Source organism: Bacteroides mediterraneensis (assembly GCF_016900355.1).
Lineage (GTDB): Bacteria > Bacteroidota > Bacteroidia > Bacteroidales > Bacteroidaceae > Phocaeicola.
The window spans coordinates 357,151-374,105 of sequence record NZ_JACJKA010000001.1 but is presented as its reverse complement, the minus strand read 5'-3'; the positions used below and the strand labels follow the sequence as shown (position 1 = coordinate 374,105).

At 48.8% G+C, this 16,955-nt stretch carries 15 protein-coding genes and 2 tRNA genes; 7 read left to right on the top strand and 10 right to left on the bottom strand.

What is annotated here, in order from left to right; translation table 11 throughout:
* Nucleotide 1 precedes the first annotated feature (1 nt).
* The 6 genes from H6A28_RS01615 (at nucleotide 2) to H6A28_RS01590 (ending at nucleotide 3,443) form a co-directional block, all read left to right on the top strand.
* Nucleotides 2–793, top strand: coding sequence for a TatD family hydrolase (locus tag H6A28_RS01615; RefSeq protein WP_204474601.1), 792 nt, complete (start codon nucleotides 2–4; stop codon nucleotides 791–793).
* A 137-nt stretch (nucleotides 794–930) separates the two neighbouring features.
* Nucleotides 931–1,018: transfer RNA gene (locus tag H6A28_RS01610), tRNA-Ser, on the top strand.
* Between the two features lie 61 nt (nucleotides 1,019–1,079).
* A complete protein-coding gene (locus H6A28_RS01605) occupies nucleotides 1,080–1,880 on the top strand; it encodes a MotA/TolQ/ExbB proton channel family protein (RefSeq protein WP_148329237.1) in 801 nt (266 codons plus the stop codon).
* A gap of 8 nt (nucleotides 1,881–1,888) precedes the next feature.
* Entirely contained in the window at nucleotides 1,889–2,356 is a 468-nt protein-coding gene (locus H6A28_RS01600; RefSeq protein ID WP_148329239.1) for a hypothetical protein, read from the top strand.
* 32 nt (nucleotides 2,357–2,388) lie between these two features.
* Nucleotides 2,389–2,976, top strand: coding sequence for an ExbD/TolR family protein (locus H6A28_RS01595; protein ID WP_204478637.1), 588 nt, complete (start codon nucleotides 2,389–2,391; stop codon nucleotides 2,974–2,976).
* Nucleotides 2,977–2,978: 2 nt separating this feature from the next.
* A complete protein-coding gene (locus H6A28_RS01590; protein WP_204474605.1) occupies nucleotides 2,979–3,443 on the top strand; it encodes an ExbD/TolR family protein in 465 nt (154 codons plus the stop codon).
* Nucleotides 3,444–3,654: 211 nt separating this feature from the next.
* Here H6A28_RS01590 and H6A28_RS01585 read toward each other — a convergent pair whose 3' ends face one another.
* The 10 genes from H6A28_RS01585 to H6A28_RS01540 all read right to left on the bottom strand — a co-directional run bounded on the left by H6A28_RS01585 (nucleotide 3,655) and on the right by H6A28_RS01540 (nucleotide 15,877).
* On the bottom strand, nucleotides 3,655–5,013 hold the full coding sequence (locus H6A28_RS01585) for an MATE family efflux transporter (RefSeq protein WP_204478636.1): 1,359 nt from the start codon (nucleotides 5,011–5,013) through the stop codon (nucleotides 3,655–3,657).
* Between the two features lie 73 nt (nucleotides 5,014–5,086).
* Nucleotides 5,087–5,168: transfer RNA gene (locus H6A28_RS01580), tRNA-Leu, on the bottom strand.
* A 73-nt stretch (nucleotides 5,169–5,241) separates the two neighbouring features.
* Nucleotides 5,242–6,267, bottom strand: a complete 1,026-nt coding sequence (locus tag H6A28_RS01575) for a S41 family peptidase (RefSeq protein WP_204478635.1) — start codon at nucleotides 6,265–6,267, stop codon at nucleotides 5,242–5,244.
* Between the two features lies 1 nt (nucleotide 6,268).
* On the bottom strand, nucleotides 6,269–7,114 hold the full coding sequence (locus tag H6A28_RS01570; protein WP_204478634.1) for a DUF3316 domain-containing protein: 846 nt from the start codon (nucleotides 7,112–7,114) through the stop codon (nucleotides 6,269–6,271).
* Nucleotides 7,115–7,118: 4 nt separating this feature from the next.
* Nucleotides 7,119–9,767, bottom strand: coding sequence for a DNA gyrase/topoisomerase IV subunit A (locus H6A28_RS01565; protein ID WP_204478633.1), 2,649 nt, complete (start codon nucleotides 9,765–9,767; stop codon nucleotides 7,119–7,121).
* Nucleotides 9,768–10,006: 239 nt separating this feature from the next.
* Complete coding sequence (locus H6A28_RS01560; protein WP_204474831.1) at nucleotides 10,007–11,065, bottom strand: ABC transporter permease; 1,059 nt, start codon at nucleotides 11,063–11,065, stop codon at nucleotides 10,007–10,009.
* A 14-nt stretch (nucleotides 11,066–11,079) separates the two neighbouring features.
* Nucleotides 11,080–12,201 (bottom strand): ABC transporter permease, encoded by a 1,122-nt coding sequence (locus H6A28_RS01555; protein WP_204474612.1) that lies wholly within the window; start codon nucleotides 12,199–12,201, stop codon nucleotides 11,080–11,082.
* On the bottom strand, nucleotides 12,198–13,688 hold the full coding sequence (locus H6A28_RS01550; protein WP_204474614.1) for an ATP-binding cassette domain-containing protein: 1,491 nt from the start codon (nucleotides 13,686–13,688) through the stop codon (nucleotides 12,198–12,200). Before H6A28_RS01550 ends, H6A28_RS01555 begins: the two co-directional genes overlap by 4 nt.
* A gap of 13 nt (nucleotides 13,689–13,701) precedes the next feature.
* Nucleotides 13,702–14,592 (bottom strand): HlyD family secretion protein, encoded by an 891-nt coding sequence (locus tag H6A28_RS01545; protein WP_204474616.1) that lies wholly within the window; start codon nucleotides 14,590–14,592, stop codon nucleotides 13,702–13,704.
* Between the two features lie 34 nt (nucleotides 14,593–14,626).
* On the bottom strand, nucleotides 14,627–15,877 hold the full coding sequence (locus tag H6A28_RS01540) for a TolC family protein (protein WP_430622420.1): 1,251 nt from the start codon (nucleotides 15,875–15,877) through the stop codon (nucleotides 14,627–14,629).
* A gap of 163 nt (nucleotides 15,878–16,040) precedes the next feature.
* Here H6A28_RS01540 and H6A28_RS01535 point away from each other — a divergent pair, with 163 nt between their 5' ends.
* Nucleotides 16,041–16,949 (top strand): AraC family transcriptional regulator, encoded by a 909-nt coding sequence (locus H6A28_RS01535; RefSeq protein ID WP_204474620.1) that lies wholly within the window; start codon nucleotides 16,041–16,043, stop codon nucleotides 16,947–16,949.
* Nucleotides 16,950–16,955 lie beyond the last annotated feature (6 nt).

The window sequence follows — 16,955 nt, the reverse complement described above, 5'->3', positions numbered from 1 at the left end:
GATGAATGCACTGATTGATACCCATACGCATCTGTATACTGAGGAATTTGATGAAGACCGTGGGTTGGCGGTGATTCGGGCGGTAGATGCGGGCGTTACCCGTCTGTTCATGCCGAACATTGACGATACTACGGTGGAGGCCATGCTGTCGCTGTGTGACGCGCACGACTTCTGCTTTCCGATGATTGGTTTTCATCCGACTTCGGTCGATGAGAACTGGAAGGCACGGTTGCAGACGGTGAAACAGTATCTGACAGACGGTCCGCATCGTTTCTATGGCATCGGTGAGGTGGGAATCGATTTGTATTGGGACAAGACTTTCCGTAAGGAACAGATGGCTGCATTCGAGGAGCAGGTGAATTGGGCCTTGGACTACAATTTGCCTTTGATTATCCATTGCCGGGAAGCCTATCCGGAACTGTTGGAAATTCTGGCTGCCTACAAGCAAACAGGTTTACGGGGCATTTTTCATAGCTTTACCGGTTCAGTCGAGGACGCCTCCCAGCTGTTGGAATATGAATCGTTCATGCTGGGCATCAACGGTGTGGTAACTTTCAAGAAAAGTACCCTTCCGGAGGTTTTGAAGAATGTGCCTTTGGAACGCGTCGTGCTCGAAACCGATTCTCCTTATCTGGCACCAGTTCCTTATCGTGGAAAGCGGAATGAAAGCGCCCATTTGGTAAAGGTCGCCGAACGTCTATCCGAAATTTATGGCATACCTTTGTCGGAAATTGCGGCCCAAACCACGGAAAATGCTTTAAAAGTCTTCACAAATACGGAGAAAAGTTTTTAAAGTTTATTAATTTCGACTTCAAAAGTAAACTTTTGCAGGCTTGATGTTATGTAAGACGAAAAAAAAGAATACATTTGTGACTGAAATCAGCAAGGGGATAAAAAACGTTGAAAGGAGCCTCCGGCTGATTGGAAAAAGGAGAGGTGCTCGAGTGGTTGAAGAGGCACGCCTGGAAAGCGTGTATACGCCAAAAGCGTATCACGGGTTCGAATCCCGTTCTCTCCGCGAAAAAGAGAAAAACAATTAACAAACTATTAATTAATTAATCTTAAAAATTAGACACACAATGAAAAAGTTATTTGCAATTCTTGCAGTGATGGGAGTCCTCTCGTTTGGAATGACTCAGACAGCTATGGCTCAGGATTCAACAGCTACAGCAGCTCCGGCTCAGACAGAAGAAGTAGCGGCAGCTGATGAAGCAGCAGCACCTGTAGTTGTTGAAGAAGGTGGTATGCACAAAGAGTTAAAAACTAAGTTTATTGAAGGTGATGCAGGCTTCATGTCATTGGTTGCTATCGCATTGGTCCTTGGTTTGGCTTTCTGTATTGAACGTATTATTTACTTGAGCTTGGCTGAAGTTAACGTGAAGAAATTGATGGCTAAAGTTGAAGAAGCTTTGGAAAAAGGTGATGTAGAAGGTGCAAAGACTGTTTGCCGCAACACTCGTGGTCCGATTGCTTCTATCTGCTATCAGGGTCTGATGAGAATCGATGAAGGTCTGGATGTAGTTGAACGTTCTGTAGTTTCTTACGGTGGTGTTCAGGCTGGTTACCTTGAAAAAGGATGCTCTTGGATTACATTGTTCATCGCGATGGCTCCGTCTTTGGGATTCTTGGGAACTGTAATCGGTATGGTTATGGCGTTCGACCAGATTCAGATTGCTGGTGATATCTCTCCGACAGTTGTTGCAGGTGGTATGAAAGTGGCCTTGATTACTACAATCTTCGGTTTGATCGTTGCTTTGATTCTTCAGGTGTTCTATAACTACATCTTGTCTAAGATTGAAGCTATTACAAGTCAGATGGAAGATTCTTCTATCACATTGCTTGACATGATCATGAAGTATAATCTGAAATACAAAAAATAATTCGTACAATGGCTAAATTATCATATAAAGTATCTTACTATGTGTTCTATGTCTGCATAGCCGTTATATTGGTGGTGCTGGCGATGTTCTACTGCGTAGGATATGATGTAACAAATGCAGCCGGCTTGACCGAACCGACCAATACGCCGGCATTGATGTACCTGATGTATGGTATGTTCTTCCTCTGTGTGGCAGTAACAGTGATTGCAGCTGCAGCACAGTTTGGAGCAGCTTTGAAAGATAATCCGAAAGCAGCAATCAAGTCTTTCATGGGACTTATCTTGTTGGCAGTGTTGCTCATCGTTACTTATAATATGGGATCTGATGCAGCCGTTACAATGGGTGGTGGTACAGTATATGACAACAAGGTCATGCTGAAAGTGACAGACATGTTCTTGTATTCTACTTATGCATTGCTTATTGTTGCAGCAATCGGTACATTGTTGAACTTGATTGGTGTTTTTAAACAGAAATAATTATTCATTGAGTTAAAACGGAGATTGATAAAATGGCAAAAGGGAAAAGAAAAGTGCCGGGCATTAATGCCAGTTCAACGGCAGATATTTCTTTCATCTTGTTTATATTCTTCCTTATTACAACTTCAATGGATACTGACCGTGGTTTGGCAAGACGATTGCCGCCACCTCCTGAAAACACAGAAAATCAGGAAGATGTGATTGTAAGGGAAAGAAACGTTCTTCAGGTACGTATCAACAAGGATGACCAGTTGATGGTAGGAGGAGAATGGTTCGATATAAAGCAACTGAAAGAAAGAGCAAAGGAATTTATTTCCAATCCGAATAATGATGAGAATTTGCCGGAAAAGCATGCTAAGCAGCTTCCGTTCTTCGGTAATGTCATGATTACGGATAAGCATGTAATTTCTGTACAGAACGACGTGGGTACAAGTTATGGCATGTACATTCAGGTTCAGAACGAACTGGTGGCAGCTTACAATGAATTGCGTAACGAATTGGCTATGTCGCAATTTGGTAAGTCTTTGGCAGACTGTTCTGAAGATGAAAAGAAAGCTATAACTGACTATTATCCGCAGAAGATATCTGAAGCAGAACCTAAAAAGTATGGAGGAAAATAAACATGGGAAAATTTAATAAGACCGGTAAGCGTGAAATGCCTGAGTTGAATACTTCTTCTCTGCCTGACCTTATCTTTACCATGTTGTTCTTCTTCATGATTGTAACAACCATGCGTGAAGTTACATTGAAGGTTCAGTTCAGAGTGCCTCAGGCTACGGAACTGGAAAAACTGGAAAAGAAATCCTTGGTATCTTTTATCTATATCGGAAAACCGTTGAAGGAATTCCAGAAGACAATGGGTACTACAGACCGTATTCAGTTGAATGATAAGTTCGCTGAATCTTCAGAAGTACAGGACTACATCTATCAGGAACGTGAAAACATGAAAGAGGAAGACAAACCGTTTATGACTGTTTCCCTGAAGGTAGATGCTAATACCAAGATGGGTATCGTAACAGAAGTAAAACAGGCTCTTCGTCAGGCATACGCACTGAAGATTAACTATTCAGCTACTCAGCGTCAGTAATAGTTTTATAAATATGAAAAAAAGGCTGTCTCTTATGAGGCGGCCTTTTTTTGTGTATCTATTCTATGTGTTAGTTTGAGTTGGATGATACTTGGCTGAAGAGTAGAGGTAGCAGGAGTATCGGGGCTGACTATTTGAGTATAGCTTCCGATAATTGATACTTGGATATACTATTTTTAGTGATGGAAAGATGATATAAAGTGTTATATCTTTATTTGGTAAGGAAGGAAAGCATAGCGTTTTTCTTTCTCCAGTAATACATCCAGCCATATATATCGGCTAATGCCCATCCGATAGGGATTGACCACCAGATGCCGTGTACACCAATGGAAGGGATGGCAGCCAGTGCATAGGCCAACACCACTCGGGTTCCTAAAGAAAGAATCGTTAAAATGATGGACATTTCTGGCTTACAGACGGCTCTGTAGAATCCGTACCATAAAAATAAATACCCAATACCGAGGTAGAAACTGCCTTCTATCCTCAAGTATTCAGTACCGATACGGATAATTTCCGTTTCTTCAGGAGAGATGAAGATTTGCATCAGTTGCGGTGCAAACAGGAAGATTGCCAGTGAGAGAAGCAGGCAGAAGAGAGTGGTTATTCCAAATGCACTTTTTATACCTTTCAGAATGCGGGCATTTTTGCCGGCTCCGTAGTTTTGTGCAGTGAAAGTAGAGAAGGCGTTCCCGAAATCTTGTACAGGCATATAGGCGAACGAATCAATCTTTACGGCTGCTGTAAAAGCGGCCATGACAGCTGTGCCGAAGCTGTTGACAAGGCCTTGAACCATGAGGATACCGAAATTCATGACAGATTGCTGGATGCAAGTCAGTGAGGCATATGAAAAGACTTGTTTCAGGAGCTGCCTGCTGACCTTGAAATCCTTTCTGGAGAGTCTGGTTTCTGGAACTTTTTTCCAGCAATAGAAGCATAAGCCAACGGCCGAAACAGCTTGGGAAATGATGGTCGCTGCCGCAGCTCCTTCTATTCCGTAATGAAGTTTTACAATAAACCATATATCCAGTACAATGTTTAATACCACGGAAATGGCTAAATAAATGAGAGGAGTCAGTGAATTACCCAATGCGCGTAGAAGATACGCATAGTAGTTATAAAGATAGACAAACCAGATTCCCATAAAAATGATTTTCAGGTAGTCGTAGGTCATATCCTGCAACTCTTGTGGAGTTTGCATGAGGGTGATAATATCTTGTATATAGTAGCAGGAGAAGGCGAATATAATCAGTGTGGAAGTCCCTGTAATCAGCAGGGAAGCAGCTTGTGTACGTCGCAGGCTTTCGTAATCCTTGGCTCCGTAACGCATGGAGAACAGCGCGCTGCATCCCATGCATAATCCGATGAAGATGGAGGTGATAAAGACCATGAGTGTGTATGAGGAACCCACAGCGGCTAAGGCTTTTGCTCCCAATGTTCTTCCGATGATGAATGTATCGGCAATGTTGTATCCTTGCTGGAGCAAGTTTCCTAAAATAAGCGGATAGGCAAGGTTGAGCATGCTTTGTGTGATGCTGCCTGAAGTAAGGTCCTGCGTGCGACTGGTTTGCATAGTGGTAATTGGAACATAAATAAAAATGGATTTAATAAACCTCTTTTTCGGTTTTATTAAATCCATTCTCGTGTGCGCCTGATAGGACTCGAACCTACACGTCTCACGACACCAGATCCTAAGTCTGGCGCGGCTACCAATTACGCCACAGGCGCGCATACAGAAAACGATTTCTGCATTTGCGGAGGCAAAGGTAGAAATAATTTCCCTATTCTCCAAATCTATGGGTTAATTCTTTAACAATTTGATGGCGGTTTCAATAAGCGTGTCTTTTCCCCGTTGCATGTCTTCGCTTGTCATATCTACTTTTACATCTGGGTCGATACCGAATTCCAATTGGTTCATGTCCGGGTCGAACATGGGACTGGCTGAGAAACGGATAGACCATCCGTTGGGGATTTCGGAACTGAATGGCAGGCCGGAACCTCCTCCGGTTTTGTCACCTAAAGTAGTGACGTTGGGAAACTGCCGCATGGTATTGACAAAGTCGTTGGTGGCACTGTACGAACGTCGGTTGGTCAGTACCACGGCCTTTTTCTGCCAGCGAATGCTGTGGGACGGTTCCTGATACACCGGTTTCGGGTCGGAAAAATCATTGTGGCCGGGGCCCGTTTTGTGGCGGATATAGCCTACCAGTACCTTTTCGTTGGTAAATCGGGCAGCCAGCTTTTGGGCGGTAGTCAGGCTGCCTCCTCCGTTATTGCGCACGTCGATAATCAATCCGTCGCAGATTTCCAGTTTCTTCAGCATCTGGTCCAGATTTCCGTCACCGATACCGTCAGAGAAACTCTCACAGTATACATAGCCGATGTTGTTGTCTAAAATCTGATAGGTGAGTCCGGAGGTGATGATGTAATCCTTTCCGAGGTAATTGCTTTGGATGCTGTCGCTAAAATTGCGCGGATAGGCGTCAAACCATTCCCGGTATTGTGAGGTACCTAAGGAACTGCTCAGGTTCACATGGCCGTCTTTCAGTTCATTGACCATATCCGAAAGGACTTCGAAAAGATTCTCCCAGCTCATTGAGGAAGAAATCCGTTTGGCATAGCGGGTGTGTACCTCGTCCCAGTCCAAGCCATACACTTCTTTTTTATAATCCAGAAAACAGTATTGTTCGTCGATGATTTTCCAGAGCGATTCGAAGTTGGCTTCCGGCGTATTGCCCTGTATGTCTTCGCGGATACACGAAGAGAATAAGGTGCAGGTCAGCACCAGCAGGAGGCCATATAAGCGGAAATGATATATTTTCTTCATATCAGTAGGGAGTAACGTTTGAAGGCATGGTGATTCGGTTCTTGCCTTTCAGCAAGTAGAAATTCTTCACAAAGCCAATCATGAAATCATGTGAGTAAGTGTGGTATTTCAGGTGGTTGACCTTGGCCTGCTGGAGGTCGCAGACATAGGCTACACGCATCGTGACCTTCCGGATAGGGAAGTCGAGGGTCACCATCTGGCGGAGGGACGGACTGTTGTGAAGGGAAGTAAACAGTACGTTCTTTCCCTTGTGCCCCAAGGAGAACATTTCGTAGTATGACTGTCCGAATTCGGGCGAGAACATGGCTCCTAATAGTGGAAGATTGGCCTGGTAACGCGCCACCAGCGGATAATTGCCGATATGGAACTTGTAGATAGCTATGCCGGAGATGCCCAGACTGCCGTATGCCTTGCCCTGTGCCGGATTGTTTGAATTACGCGTATTGTACACAAATCCCCCGTTCAGGTCAATTGTCGGGCCGGCCAGCAGCTTCAGTTGCTCGTTGAGCCGGAACTGATAATGGAGAGCATAACTCCAGTTCAACAGTCCGGTATACATGTAGCCCGTTTGACTGGGATTGTGTGTGTACGACATGTAGGCCTGCAACAGATTCTGTGCCGATACATTTCCATTCATCAGCCGGGTCATGCGCATATTCTCGCGCAGGATACGTACCTCCGGCCCTTTGTATTCCAATGGAGAAAGATACGTGTCGAGCACATTGCTTACGCCTGCTCCGTAGAGTACGGAACGCATCACGTAGCGGGTCGCGCGCAAGCTGTCTTCCTGTGCATGAAGCACAAAGGCCGACAGGCAGGCGCAGAGTAGAAAGAAAATTCGTTTCATGCGGTTAAAAGAGTTTCATTTGTCCGTCGTCTTCCTGGATATCCTCTTCTTCAGCTCCGTCTTCCTCTTCTTTTTCCGGTTCTTCCGGTTCCGGCTCCGGCATGCGGGTCGGTTCCAGTTCGGTAATCCGGTCGACAGTATAAGTGGTCAGACGTTTGCCCTTGGCTTTGAAGCTCTTGACACCCACAAAGTCGCTGGCTTCCAGCACGAGTGCTTCCCGGAAGCTGTCGTGTCCGCCAAAATCGACTTGTATGCGCGGGTACACCTGACAAGTCAGGAGGATGAGTTGGGTATGTTTGTTGTCGCCCAGGAAATTCTGTTTCTTGTTGGTCGCTTCGAAGGTGAACCGTTTCAGGTACGGATAATTCTGCTGGTCAGCATCATAGAGTACGGCTGTCCATACCTTATCGGGATTGAACTTCTCGATGCAGAGAATGTCCGGATCATAATGGTTGTTCAGGTCGAAGTTCGTGGTGTAGAACTCTCCGTTCTTTTGAATAACCAGGATACTTTCATCGCTTTGGAATTCGCCCAAGTACTGTCCTCTGCCGTCGTAGTTGAGTCGCAGCACGTCGTGGTCGAACCATACCTTTCTGCCGCCGAGTGTGGAACCTCCTTTCTGTTTCAGGCTGATTTTGTGTACCTCGGCCTTGGTAAGCAGATTACCCATCGACTGCTTGCCCTTGATGTGGATGGTGCTGAAGTCCTTTTCGAAGGTCGGTTTCTTGATACGGGGCGTTGGGCGCAGGATGACCCGGATGACTTCCGCTTCTCCGTTGGGATTGGCTGTGAAGTAGACAATCTTGGAGCCTGGCGTACCTTGTGTCACGTCGTACTCCCGGTCGCGGATGATGGAGGTCACATTGAAGCGTTTGATATAATAATACCCATCCTTTCCGTCACGGTAAATGACGTTGTAGATGGTACGTTTGTCGTTCTTTTTGAATACGTTGACATACAGGATGTTCTTCCCGACAAACAGCTTGTCGGACACACGGACAATCTTATACTTTCCGTCCTTGTAGAAGATAATCACATCGTCGATGTCGGAACAGTTGCACACATACTCGTCTTTTTTCAGTCCCGTACCGATGAAGCCTTCTTCCCGGTTGATGTACAGCTTTTCGTTGGCTTCCGCCACTTTGGTCGCCACGATGGTGTCGAAGTTGCGGATTTCCGTACGACGAGGGAAATTCTTTCCGTATTTCTCTTTCAGGTGCTGATACCAGTCGATGGTATATTCCGTGATGTGTGCCAAGTGGTTGTCAATCTCCTCCAGCTGGGCTTTTAAACGGGCGATGAATTCGTCCGCCTTGTCCTTGTTGAACTTGAGGATACGCGCCATCTTGATTTCCATCAGTTTGAGGATATCTTCTTTCGTCACTTCGCGCACGAACTGCGGATAAAACGGAGTCAACCGTTCGTCAATATGCTCGCAGGCTGCATCCATGGACTCTGCCTGTTCGAATTGCTTGTCCTTGTAAATCCGCTCTTCGATGAAGATTTTCTCCAAGGACGCAAAATGCAAGGTTTCCAGCGTTTCGTCCCGCTGTATTTCCAGTTCTTTCCGGAGCAGGGCCAGTGTGTTGTCGACCGATTTCTTCAGCACTTTGCTCACCGAGAGGAAATGCGGTTTCTTGTTGTCGATGACACAGCAGTTGGGAGAGATGTTCACTTCGCAGTCTGTAAAGGCATACAAGGCATCCAATGTCTTGTCGGACGAGACACCCGGTGTCAGATGTACCAGAATCTCCACCTTTCCGGCCGTGTTGTCGTCTACTTTCCGAACCTTGATTTTTCCCTTTTCGATGGCCTTCAGAATAGAATCAATCAGAGAAGAGGTCGTCTTCCCATAGGGAATCTCGCTGATGCACAATGTCTTGTTGTCGAGCTTGGAAATTTTGGCCCGTACGCGTACCACGCCTCCTCTTTCGCCGTCGTTGTAGCGCGATACATCGATGGAGCCCCCTGTCTGGAAGTCCGGATAGAGCTGAAAGTCCTCTCCGTGCAGGTAGGCAATGGCTGCATCGCACAATTCGTTGAAGTTATGGGGAAGAATCTTGGAAGAAAGTCCCACGGCGATACCTTCTACTCCCTGAGCCAGCAACAGCGGGAATTTCACCGGCAGGGTGACTGGTTCCCGGTTTCTTCCGTCGTAGGAGGCCTGCCATTCCGTGGTTTTCGGGTTGAACACCACGTCGAGGGCGAATTTGGACAGCCGGGCTTCGATGTAACGGGGAGCCGCTGCGCTGTCGCCCGTCAGGATGTTACCCCAGTTTCCCTGGCAGTCAATGAGCAGGTCTTTCTGTCCCAATTGTACAAGGGCGTCTCCAATGGAAGCATCTCCGTGTGGATGGAACTGCATGGTGTGTCCCACGATGTTGGCCACCTTGTTGTAGCGTCCGTCGTCCAGGCGTTTCATGGAGTGGAGAATGCGTCGCTGCACCGGCTTCAGTCCGTCGTTGATGTGGGGTACGGCACGCTCCAGAATCACGTACGAAGCATAGTCCAGAAACCAGTTCTGGTACATGCCGCTCAGCTGGTGCTTCACCGCCTCGTCGGTGGTCGATACAGGTTTGTAGTCAGAGTGTTCTTCTTTTTCAGGCAGGTTTGCCGTTTCCTTTTCGTCCTTGTCAAAAGTATCTTCGCTCATATTCAAATGGGTCCTATGTAAAAGAGATTCGGGCAAAGTTACTGAATAATTCTGTAAGGTGGAAATAACTGACTTACAATTCTGGACCTTGCAAGGGGCATTTTTAGGGAAATTCCTTTGCGGAAATACCTCGACACGAACGTGACGAGAGGTAGACACGGACGTGACGAGACCTTGACACGAACGTGATGAGGTCGTTGCACGTTCGTGTCAAGATAAGAAGTCAAATATCGAACAGCTTATTGCTGCTTGCGGTAGCTGCGGATGGCCCAAACATATAGCAGAACGGCAAAGGTGGAGAGCATGGAAAGCTGGAAGCCGATGTCGCCGATGTGGCTGCCCTTCAGATAGACCATGCGCATGATTTCCATGAAGTAGCGCAGCGGATTGAGGTACGTGATGTATTGTGCCCATTCCGGCATGCTGCTGATAGGAGTGAACAGTCCGCTCATCAGAATGAAAATCAGCATGCAGAACCACATGACGAACATGGCTTGCTGTAAGGTGGAAGAGTAATTGGAGATGACCAAGCCCAGCCCCGACATGACCAGTGCGAAAATCAGCGTGGTCAGATAGATGGTGAGGATGTTTCCTTCGGGTGTCAGTCCGTAGACCAGCCAGGCCAGCAGCATGCACAGGTTCAGTACCACAAATCCGATGGCCCAGTAGGGCAGGAGTTTGGCGAGGGTAAAGGTGAAACGGCTCACCGGACTGACATTGATTTGCTCGATGGTACCTGCTTCTTTCTCGCTGACCACGTTCAGGGCCGGGAGGAAGCCGCAGAGCAGTACCAGTATCATGGTCATCAGGGCAGGTACCATGAACACTTTGTAGTTGAGGTACGGATTGAACTGGTAGCGCACGGAGGCGGGTGAGGGCTGCGGATTGAGAATTTGTTGCAGGTAGGTGCTGCCCAGTACTCCTTTGGTACCGTTGACCGTATTGACGGCAATCAGGGTGGAAGGACTGACGCCGCGGGCCTGGTCTTTCTCAAATCCTCGGGGGATTTCCAGCAGCATGTCCACCTGGTCTTTTTCAATGGCGTTCAGGCCTTGTGCGTAAGAAGCAGGCAAGGCAGTCAGCTGGAAGTAACGGGAAGCCTCGATGCGGTGTACCAGCCGTTGGGACGAGGGACTTTGGTCGTGGTCAATGACGGCAATGCGCAAGTCCTCGATTTCCAGTGTGGCGGCCCATGGCATCACCAGCATCATCACGCAGGGAAACAGTAGGATGAGGCGGGGCAGGAAACGGTTGCGTTTCAGTTGTTTGAATTCTTTTTCTATCAGGTAGCGTAACATCATAAGCTTGCGGTTTATTCCAGTCGGTTCTTGAATTTGCGGGTGGTGGCTGCAATCAGGACTACGGCCATGAGGCACAACACAGCCACTTCCTTCCAGACGTAGACAAAGGGTACGCCTTCAATCATCAGTCGTCGCACTGCTGCCACGTACCAGCGTGCCGGAATGAGGCAGGAAATGGCCTGAAGGATGCCCGGCATACTTTCTACCGGGTAGATAATGCCCGACAGGATAATGGTCGGGATGAGCAGGACCATGGCCGAGACCAGCAGGGCTGCCACTTGGGTATGCGTGACGCAGGAAATCAGCAGTCCCAGTGCCAGCGATACGAAGATGAACAGCAGGGAAACTCCCAGCAGGATCGTCAGACTTCCGGATATCGGCACGTTGAGCACAAAGACCGAAAGCAGCAGGATGGTAGTCAGGTTGAGCAGGGAGAGTACGAAATAGGGTACGGATTTCGACAGAATGACAAACAGCGGATTGACAGGGGAGACCAGCAGCACTTCCATTGTACCAGTCTCTTTTTCGCGGACAATGGAAATGGAAGTCATCATGGCGCAAATCAGCATCAGAATCAGTCCCATAACCCCCGGTACGAAGTTGTAGGCACTCTTCATTTGCGGGTTGTAGAGCAGCTTGTTGTAGGCTACAATCGGCATCCCTTCCGTTCCTCCTTTGGAGGAGAAAGCGTCAGCGGGCCGGATGGTTTGCAGGGCTTGTCGGAGAATGGTTTGGGCATACGTACTCCGGGTGACTGCCAGGTTGGGCTCCGTGGCATCGGCTAAAATTTGTATCTGTGAAGAATTGAAGCGGAACCGGTGCAGGTCGGAGGGGAAAATGACGGCCAGCTCTATCTGGTTGCGCCGGAACAGCCGTTCAATCTCATCGGGCGACTGAACGACATATTTCACCGTGAAATACTCGCTGGCATCCAGTTGCTCTACCAGTTTCCGTACATCCGTCTGAAGGGAGGGAGTCAATACGGCAGTCTGTACATTGCGTACCTCGGTAGAGATGGCAAAGCCAAAAAGGATAATCTGTATAATCGGCATGCCTATCAGTATCAGCATGGTGCGCCGGTCGCGCAGAATGTGATGGAATTCTTTTCTGACAAAAGCAATAAACTGTTTCATAGTCGTTCGGTTTGAGCGTGAGTAAAAGCCGCATCTCCCCGTTGGGCTTCGCGGGCCAGTTTCTGGAACACTTCGTCCATGTCTCGGGCTTGGAAGCGGGCCTTCAGTCCGTCGGGAGTATCCAGGGCGCGGATGTGTCCGTCCACCATCATGGAAATGCGGTCGCAATATTCTGCTTCGTCCATGTAGTGCGTGGTGACGAAAATGGTGATTCCCTGATCGGCAGCCTGATAAATCAGTTCCCAGAACTGGCGGCGGGTGGCGGGATCTACGCCTCCGGTGGGTTCATCCAGAAAAACCAGTTCCGGGCGGTGGAAAATGGCTACCGAGAAGGCCAGTCGCTGTTTCCAGCCTAAGGGCAGGGAACGGACCAAGGTATGTTGTTCCTCGTAGAGGCCGATACGCCGCAAGGTCTCTTCGGTGCGGGTCGTAATTTCTTTGGCGTTGACTCCGTAAATACCTCCGAACAGGCGGAGATTCTCGCGGACCGTCAGGTCTTCATACAGCGAAAACTTCTGGCTCATGTAGCCGATTCGTCGTTTTATTTCCTCGCTCTGTGTCCGGACATCGAATCCCATCACCTCCGCTTTCCCTTCGGAAGGTAGGCTGAGGCCGCAGAGAATGCGCATAGCAGTGGTCTTTCCGGCTCCGTTGGCTCCTAAGAAGCCGAAAATCTCTCCCCGCTGTACCGAGAAAGAGATGTGGTCGACGGCGGTAAAAGTGCCGAACCGTTTGACCAGATTGTCTACCTGGATGAGGGGGGCGGCGTTTTCGACTGCCGTTTTTCGTTCCAGTCCGGGAGGACACAGAATGTCGCTGAATCGGGTCAGGATAGTTTCCGGGCGGTCGATACCCTTGATTTCTCCTTCATATAGGAAGGCTACGCGGTCGCATCGTCGGGCTTCGTCCATGAAAGGGGTGGATACCACGAGGGTGATGCCTTCCTGACGGAGACGGGCCAGCATTTCCCAGAATTCCCGACGGGATACAGGGTCTACTCCGGTGGTCGGCTCATCGAGAAGTAGGATTTGGGGAGCATGGACCAGCGCGCAGCACAATGCTAACTTTTGCTTCATGCCTCCCGACAGGGCGCCGGCTCTCCGGTCTTTGAACGGAGCAATCTGTCCGTAAATCGGCCGAATCCGTTCGTAGTTCTCTTCCACGGTGGTGTGAAAGACGGTCGCAAAGAAACGCAGGTTTTCTTCCACAGTCAGGTCTTGGTACAAGGAGAAACGTCCCGGCATGTAGCCTACGCTTCGCCGGATGGTGCGGAAGTCGGCCAGTACGTCGGCATGCAGTACATGAGCCGTTCCCTGGTCCGGCTTCAGTAGAGTGGTCAGGATGCGGAAGAGTGTACTCTTTCCGGAGCCGTCGGGACCGATGAGTCCGAACAGTTCGCCTTGCTTCACCTGGAAAGATACGTCGCGCAGGGCCTGTACCTTTCCGTAGCTTTTGCTTACGTGGCTGACTTCAATAAGGGTTTCCATTTGTGCCCTCCTTTCAGAATTTGACTTCGCCGTACATACCCAGTTTGATGCGCCCGTCGTTGTGGACGGCTATCTTGACGGCATAGACTTGGTTGGCACGTTCGTCATCGGTCAGGATGGTTTTCGGGGTGAATTCGGCTTCTTCGGAAATCCAGGTCACTTTGCCGGGGTAGGTGTTCCGTTGTGCATCGCCAAAGTCGGCAAATACCGTGACCTCACTTCCTAATTTTACGGAGGCCAGTTGCCGGGAGGTGACGTAGGCCCGCAGGAAGATGTGTTCCGTGTCGGCTATCTTGAACAGCGGTTTCCCGAGGGTAGCCAGTTCTCCCGGTTCGGCATATTTGGCCAGAACCGTTCCGCTTATCGGGGCGGTGATATGGCATTTCTTGAGTTGGTCTTCGATTTGTGCTACTTGGATGGCTACCGATGAGCTTTGTTCCGTCAGGCTGGCAGTGGTGTTCCCTAAAGAAGATACCTGTGCCTCCAGTTGCCGGTTGAGTACCGCCAGCTGGGCGTCCCAGTCATCCAGCTGTTTGCGGTTGGCTGCCTGTGCTTTCAGCAGGTTTTCCACCCGGTTGCGTTCCCGTTGTGCGGTAGCGATTTGTTCCTTGGTGGCGGCAATCTGCCGGTGAATGTCGGGGCGTTGGTTTTCCACGGACTTCATCTGTGCCTCCAGCTGACGCTTTTTCAGGTAGAGCTGTACGGTGTCCACCAGCCCCACTTCAGTGCCTTGGGTAAAGTGCATCCCTTCTTCGGCATTCAGGTAGAACAGTTTTCCGGCAGTTTCGGAAGAGACCACAATTTCGGTTGCTTCAAAAGTACCGGTCGCATCAAAGTTGTCTTTCTCTCCACAGGCGGTGAGACAGTATACAGTAAAGAGGAGGAGTCCATATTTTGTTTTCATATTCGGAATATTTTGAACGGTTGGAAAATAAAAATTAGTTGGTGAGGTGTTTTCGCTGGTGCAGGTGCATGAGCAGTTGGATTTCGTGGAGTACTTTTGCCTGCCGGGCCAGGTTCTCGGCCGTGATTTCTTTCAGCAAGTCACTGACACTCAGGGTACCGTTGGCCACTTTGGCCTCGGCAGAAAGCCGGATGTTTTTCCGCAGCCGGATTATCTCTTCGTCCTCTTTCATCTGTTGCCGGAGGGTCTGGATGGTGCCGTCCTCTTCCGCCAGCTGTAGGTGGGTATGAAACAGAAACAAATCTCGTTCGCTTTGGATTTTCTGGAGCTGGTTATCCAGCTTTTTCCGGTCGTTTTTCAGGGTATACAGACTTCCGAAATTCCACGTAAAGCGGGCTCCGACCAGATAGTAGGCCCTGAACTTGTCTTTAAGAATGTCCAGTCCCGGATTGCCGTAGGCTCCTTGTGCGAAAAGGCTGAAAGAGGGAAGATAGCCGGTCTGTAATCCTTTTCGATGCACGGAGACGGTCTGCTCCTGTGCCTCGTACCATCGGAGTTCAGGACGGTTGACGATGCCGGTCGTTTCCAAGACAGCCTCAGGCCGTTGGAGGTGCGTGTGTGGCGGAAGCTCTTCCCCTGTCAGCAGAGACAACATACGCAGGTAGGCACTGCGGTTGCTTTCCAGCTGGATGCGTTGCTGGCGGGTTTGCAGGATTTCTACTTGCACGGCATCCACATCGGCGTCATTGGCTGTACCGTTGGCGCGATAGGCTTGCACATCCTTCAGGCTCCGGGTCAGTTTTTCTTCGAGTAACGTGTGTTGTGACAATTGTTCGTCGAGTAAGAGAATACCGAAGAAAACCTGGTTCACTCTTTCTTCCAGTGCATACAGACTGTTGTCAAGCTGTCGTTCGCTTTCCTCTGTTGCGGCCTGAATCTGGGCTTTCTGGTTCCGGATTTTTCCTCCGTCCCACAGGTTCTGTCTGACTTCAATCATTGCCTGATATTGGTCTTTGGGCAGTCCTTTGCTATCAAGTCCGGGGATATCAAAGGGGAAGGTGGTGGCTTCACTTTGATAAGAGATTTTTCCACTCAGACTAATCTGTGGCAAGTTGCCTTTTCCTGCATTCGATAAGGTATATTCTTCCGAGAGGCGGAGCAGGTCATATTGCCGGGCTTGCGGGTAATTCTCACGGGCTTTTTGGCGGCAATCTTCCAATGTGACTTGTGCATGGACGATGTGACTGAAGCCCCATACGCACAAGAAGAGAAACATTCGTAGCATACGCATTCAATCTTTGTTGAGGCAATAAGACAAAGATACAGGGATTTTATGATATCTTTTGGTCCTATATGTGTGACGGAATGTTCTTTTTGTTAGATAATTGCCTGTATATAGCCCTGAAATCGAGTGAAATATTATCTTTGCAGGAAATTGTGTCTGTAAAATGAAATCGAATCGTCTGTTGTTGCTGGCCTTGAGACAAATGCGTGAGCGGGTGGGAGAAAGCCACAATGCCTATCGTTTTCTGATTCCGGAACTGGGATTGCTCCGTTCCATTCATGGGATAGCCGATGTGGGCCGTTTCCTGTCTGTGGAGGGACAGCCCTACCGTCTGACGGAGGGGCGGGTGGTGTATTTTCGTGCCGGTACGCTTCGTTTGCGTATCAACTTGCGTGAACTGGAGTTTAAGGCGGGAGATTTTCTGGTAGTCTCTCCTGGAACCGTATTCGAATTTCTATACATATCGTCTGATTTGGATTTAGCGATGTTGGCTTTTTCCAACAGTCTGATGGAAAGCTGGCAGAAAGAAGATTTGTTGCAGGTCTATTTACAAGGCAGACTGTTTCTGCATCTTTCATTGACTGAGCAGGAGAGTCGGCGGATGGAGCAGATTTTTGCCTTGTTGTGGGAGGTAGTTCACGACTGGCCGTTCCCAAAGGAATCCGTACAAAGCTTGATTTCTCTTGTTTTTCACCAGACGGATGGTTTCAGAGGGCGCAAACTGGAAGCGGGCAAACAGAAGCGTAGCCGGCAGGAGGAAGTGTTCAATCGCTTTTTGGAATTGGTCAACAAATATGCCGTCCATGAACGGAACTGTGCGTTTTATGCCGACCGTTTATGCCTGACCTCCCGTTATTTGAGTACATTGGTGCGGCAAGCCAGCGGGCGGACGGTGATGGACTGGGTCAATGAGGCTGTGATGCAGGAAGCCAAACTGATGTTATGCCACACCGACAAGCTGGTGTATCAGATAGCCGACGAACTGAATTTTCCCAATGCTTCGTTCTTTTGCAAGTATTTCCGGCGTATGACAGGAATGACTCCCAAGGATTATCGGGAGGAGAACGGATGAGCGATT

What these genes read in the sequence shown, in the direction of transcription:
- H6A28_RS01615 (WP_204474601.1), top strand. Translation starts at nt 2, where the DNA reads ATGAATGCACTGATTGATACCCATACGCATCTGTATACTGAGGAATTT.
- H6A28_RS01605 (WP_148329237.1), top strand. Translation starts at nt 1,080, where the DNA reads ATGAAAAAGTTATTTGCAATTCTTGCAGTGATGGGAGTCCTCTCGTTT.
- H6A28_RS01600 (WP_148329239.1), top strand. Translation starts at nt 1,889, where the DNA reads ATGGCTAAATTATCATATAAAGTATCTTACTATGTGTTCTATGTCTGC.
- H6A28_RS01595 (WP_204478637.1), top strand. Translation starts at nt 2,389, where the DNA reads ATGGCAAAAGGGAAAAGAAAAGTGCCGGGCATTAATGCCAGTTCAACG.
- H6A28_RS01590 (WP_204474605.1), top strand. Translation starts at nt 2,979, where the DNA reads ATGGGAAAATTTAATAAGACCGGTAAGCGTGAAATGCCTGAGTTGAAT.
- H6A28_RS01585 (WP_204478636.1), bottom strand. Translation starts at nt 5,013, where the DNA reads ATGCAAACCAGTCGCACGCAGGACCTTACTTCAGGCAGCATCACACAA.
- H6A28_RS01575 (WP_204478635.1), bottom strand. Translation starts at nt 6,267, where the DNA reads ATGAAGAAAATATATCATTTCCGCTTATATGGCCTCCTGCTGGTGCTG.
- H6A28_RS01570 (WP_204478634.1), bottom strand. Translation starts at nt 7,114, where the DNA reads ATGAAACGAATTTTCTTTCTACTCTGCGCCTGCCTGTCGGCCTTTGTG.
- H6A28_RS01565 (WP_204478633.1), bottom strand. Translation starts at nt 9,767, where the DNA reads ATGAGCGAAGATACTTTTGACAAGGACGAAAAGGAAACGGCAAACCTG.
- H6A28_RS01560 (WP_204474831.1), bottom strand. Translation starts at nt 11,065, where the DNA reads ATGTTACGCTACCTGATAGAAAAAGAATTCAAACAACTGAAACGCAAC.
- H6A28_RS01555 (WP_204474612.1), bottom strand. Translation starts at nt 12,201, where the DNA reads ATGAAACAGTTTATTGCTTTTGTCAGAAAAGAATTCCATCACATTCTG.
- H6A28_RS01550 (WP_204474614.1), bottom strand. Translation starts at nt 13,688, where the DNA reads ATGGAAACCCTTATTGAAGTCAGCCACGTAAGCAAAAGCTACGGAAAG.
- H6A28_RS01545 (WP_204474616.1), bottom strand. Translation starts at nt 14,592, where the DNA reads ATGAAAACAAAATATGGACTCCTCCTCTTTACTGTATACTGTCTCACC.
- H6A28_RS01540 (WP_430622420.1), bottom strand. Translation starts at nt 15,877, where the DNA reads ATGCTACGAATGTTTCTCTTCTTGTGCGTATGGGGCTTCAGTCACATC.
- H6A28_RS01535 (WP_204474620.1), top strand. Translation starts at nt 16,041, where the DNA reads ATGAAATCGAATCGTCTGTTGTTGCTGGCCTTGAGACAAATGCGTGAG.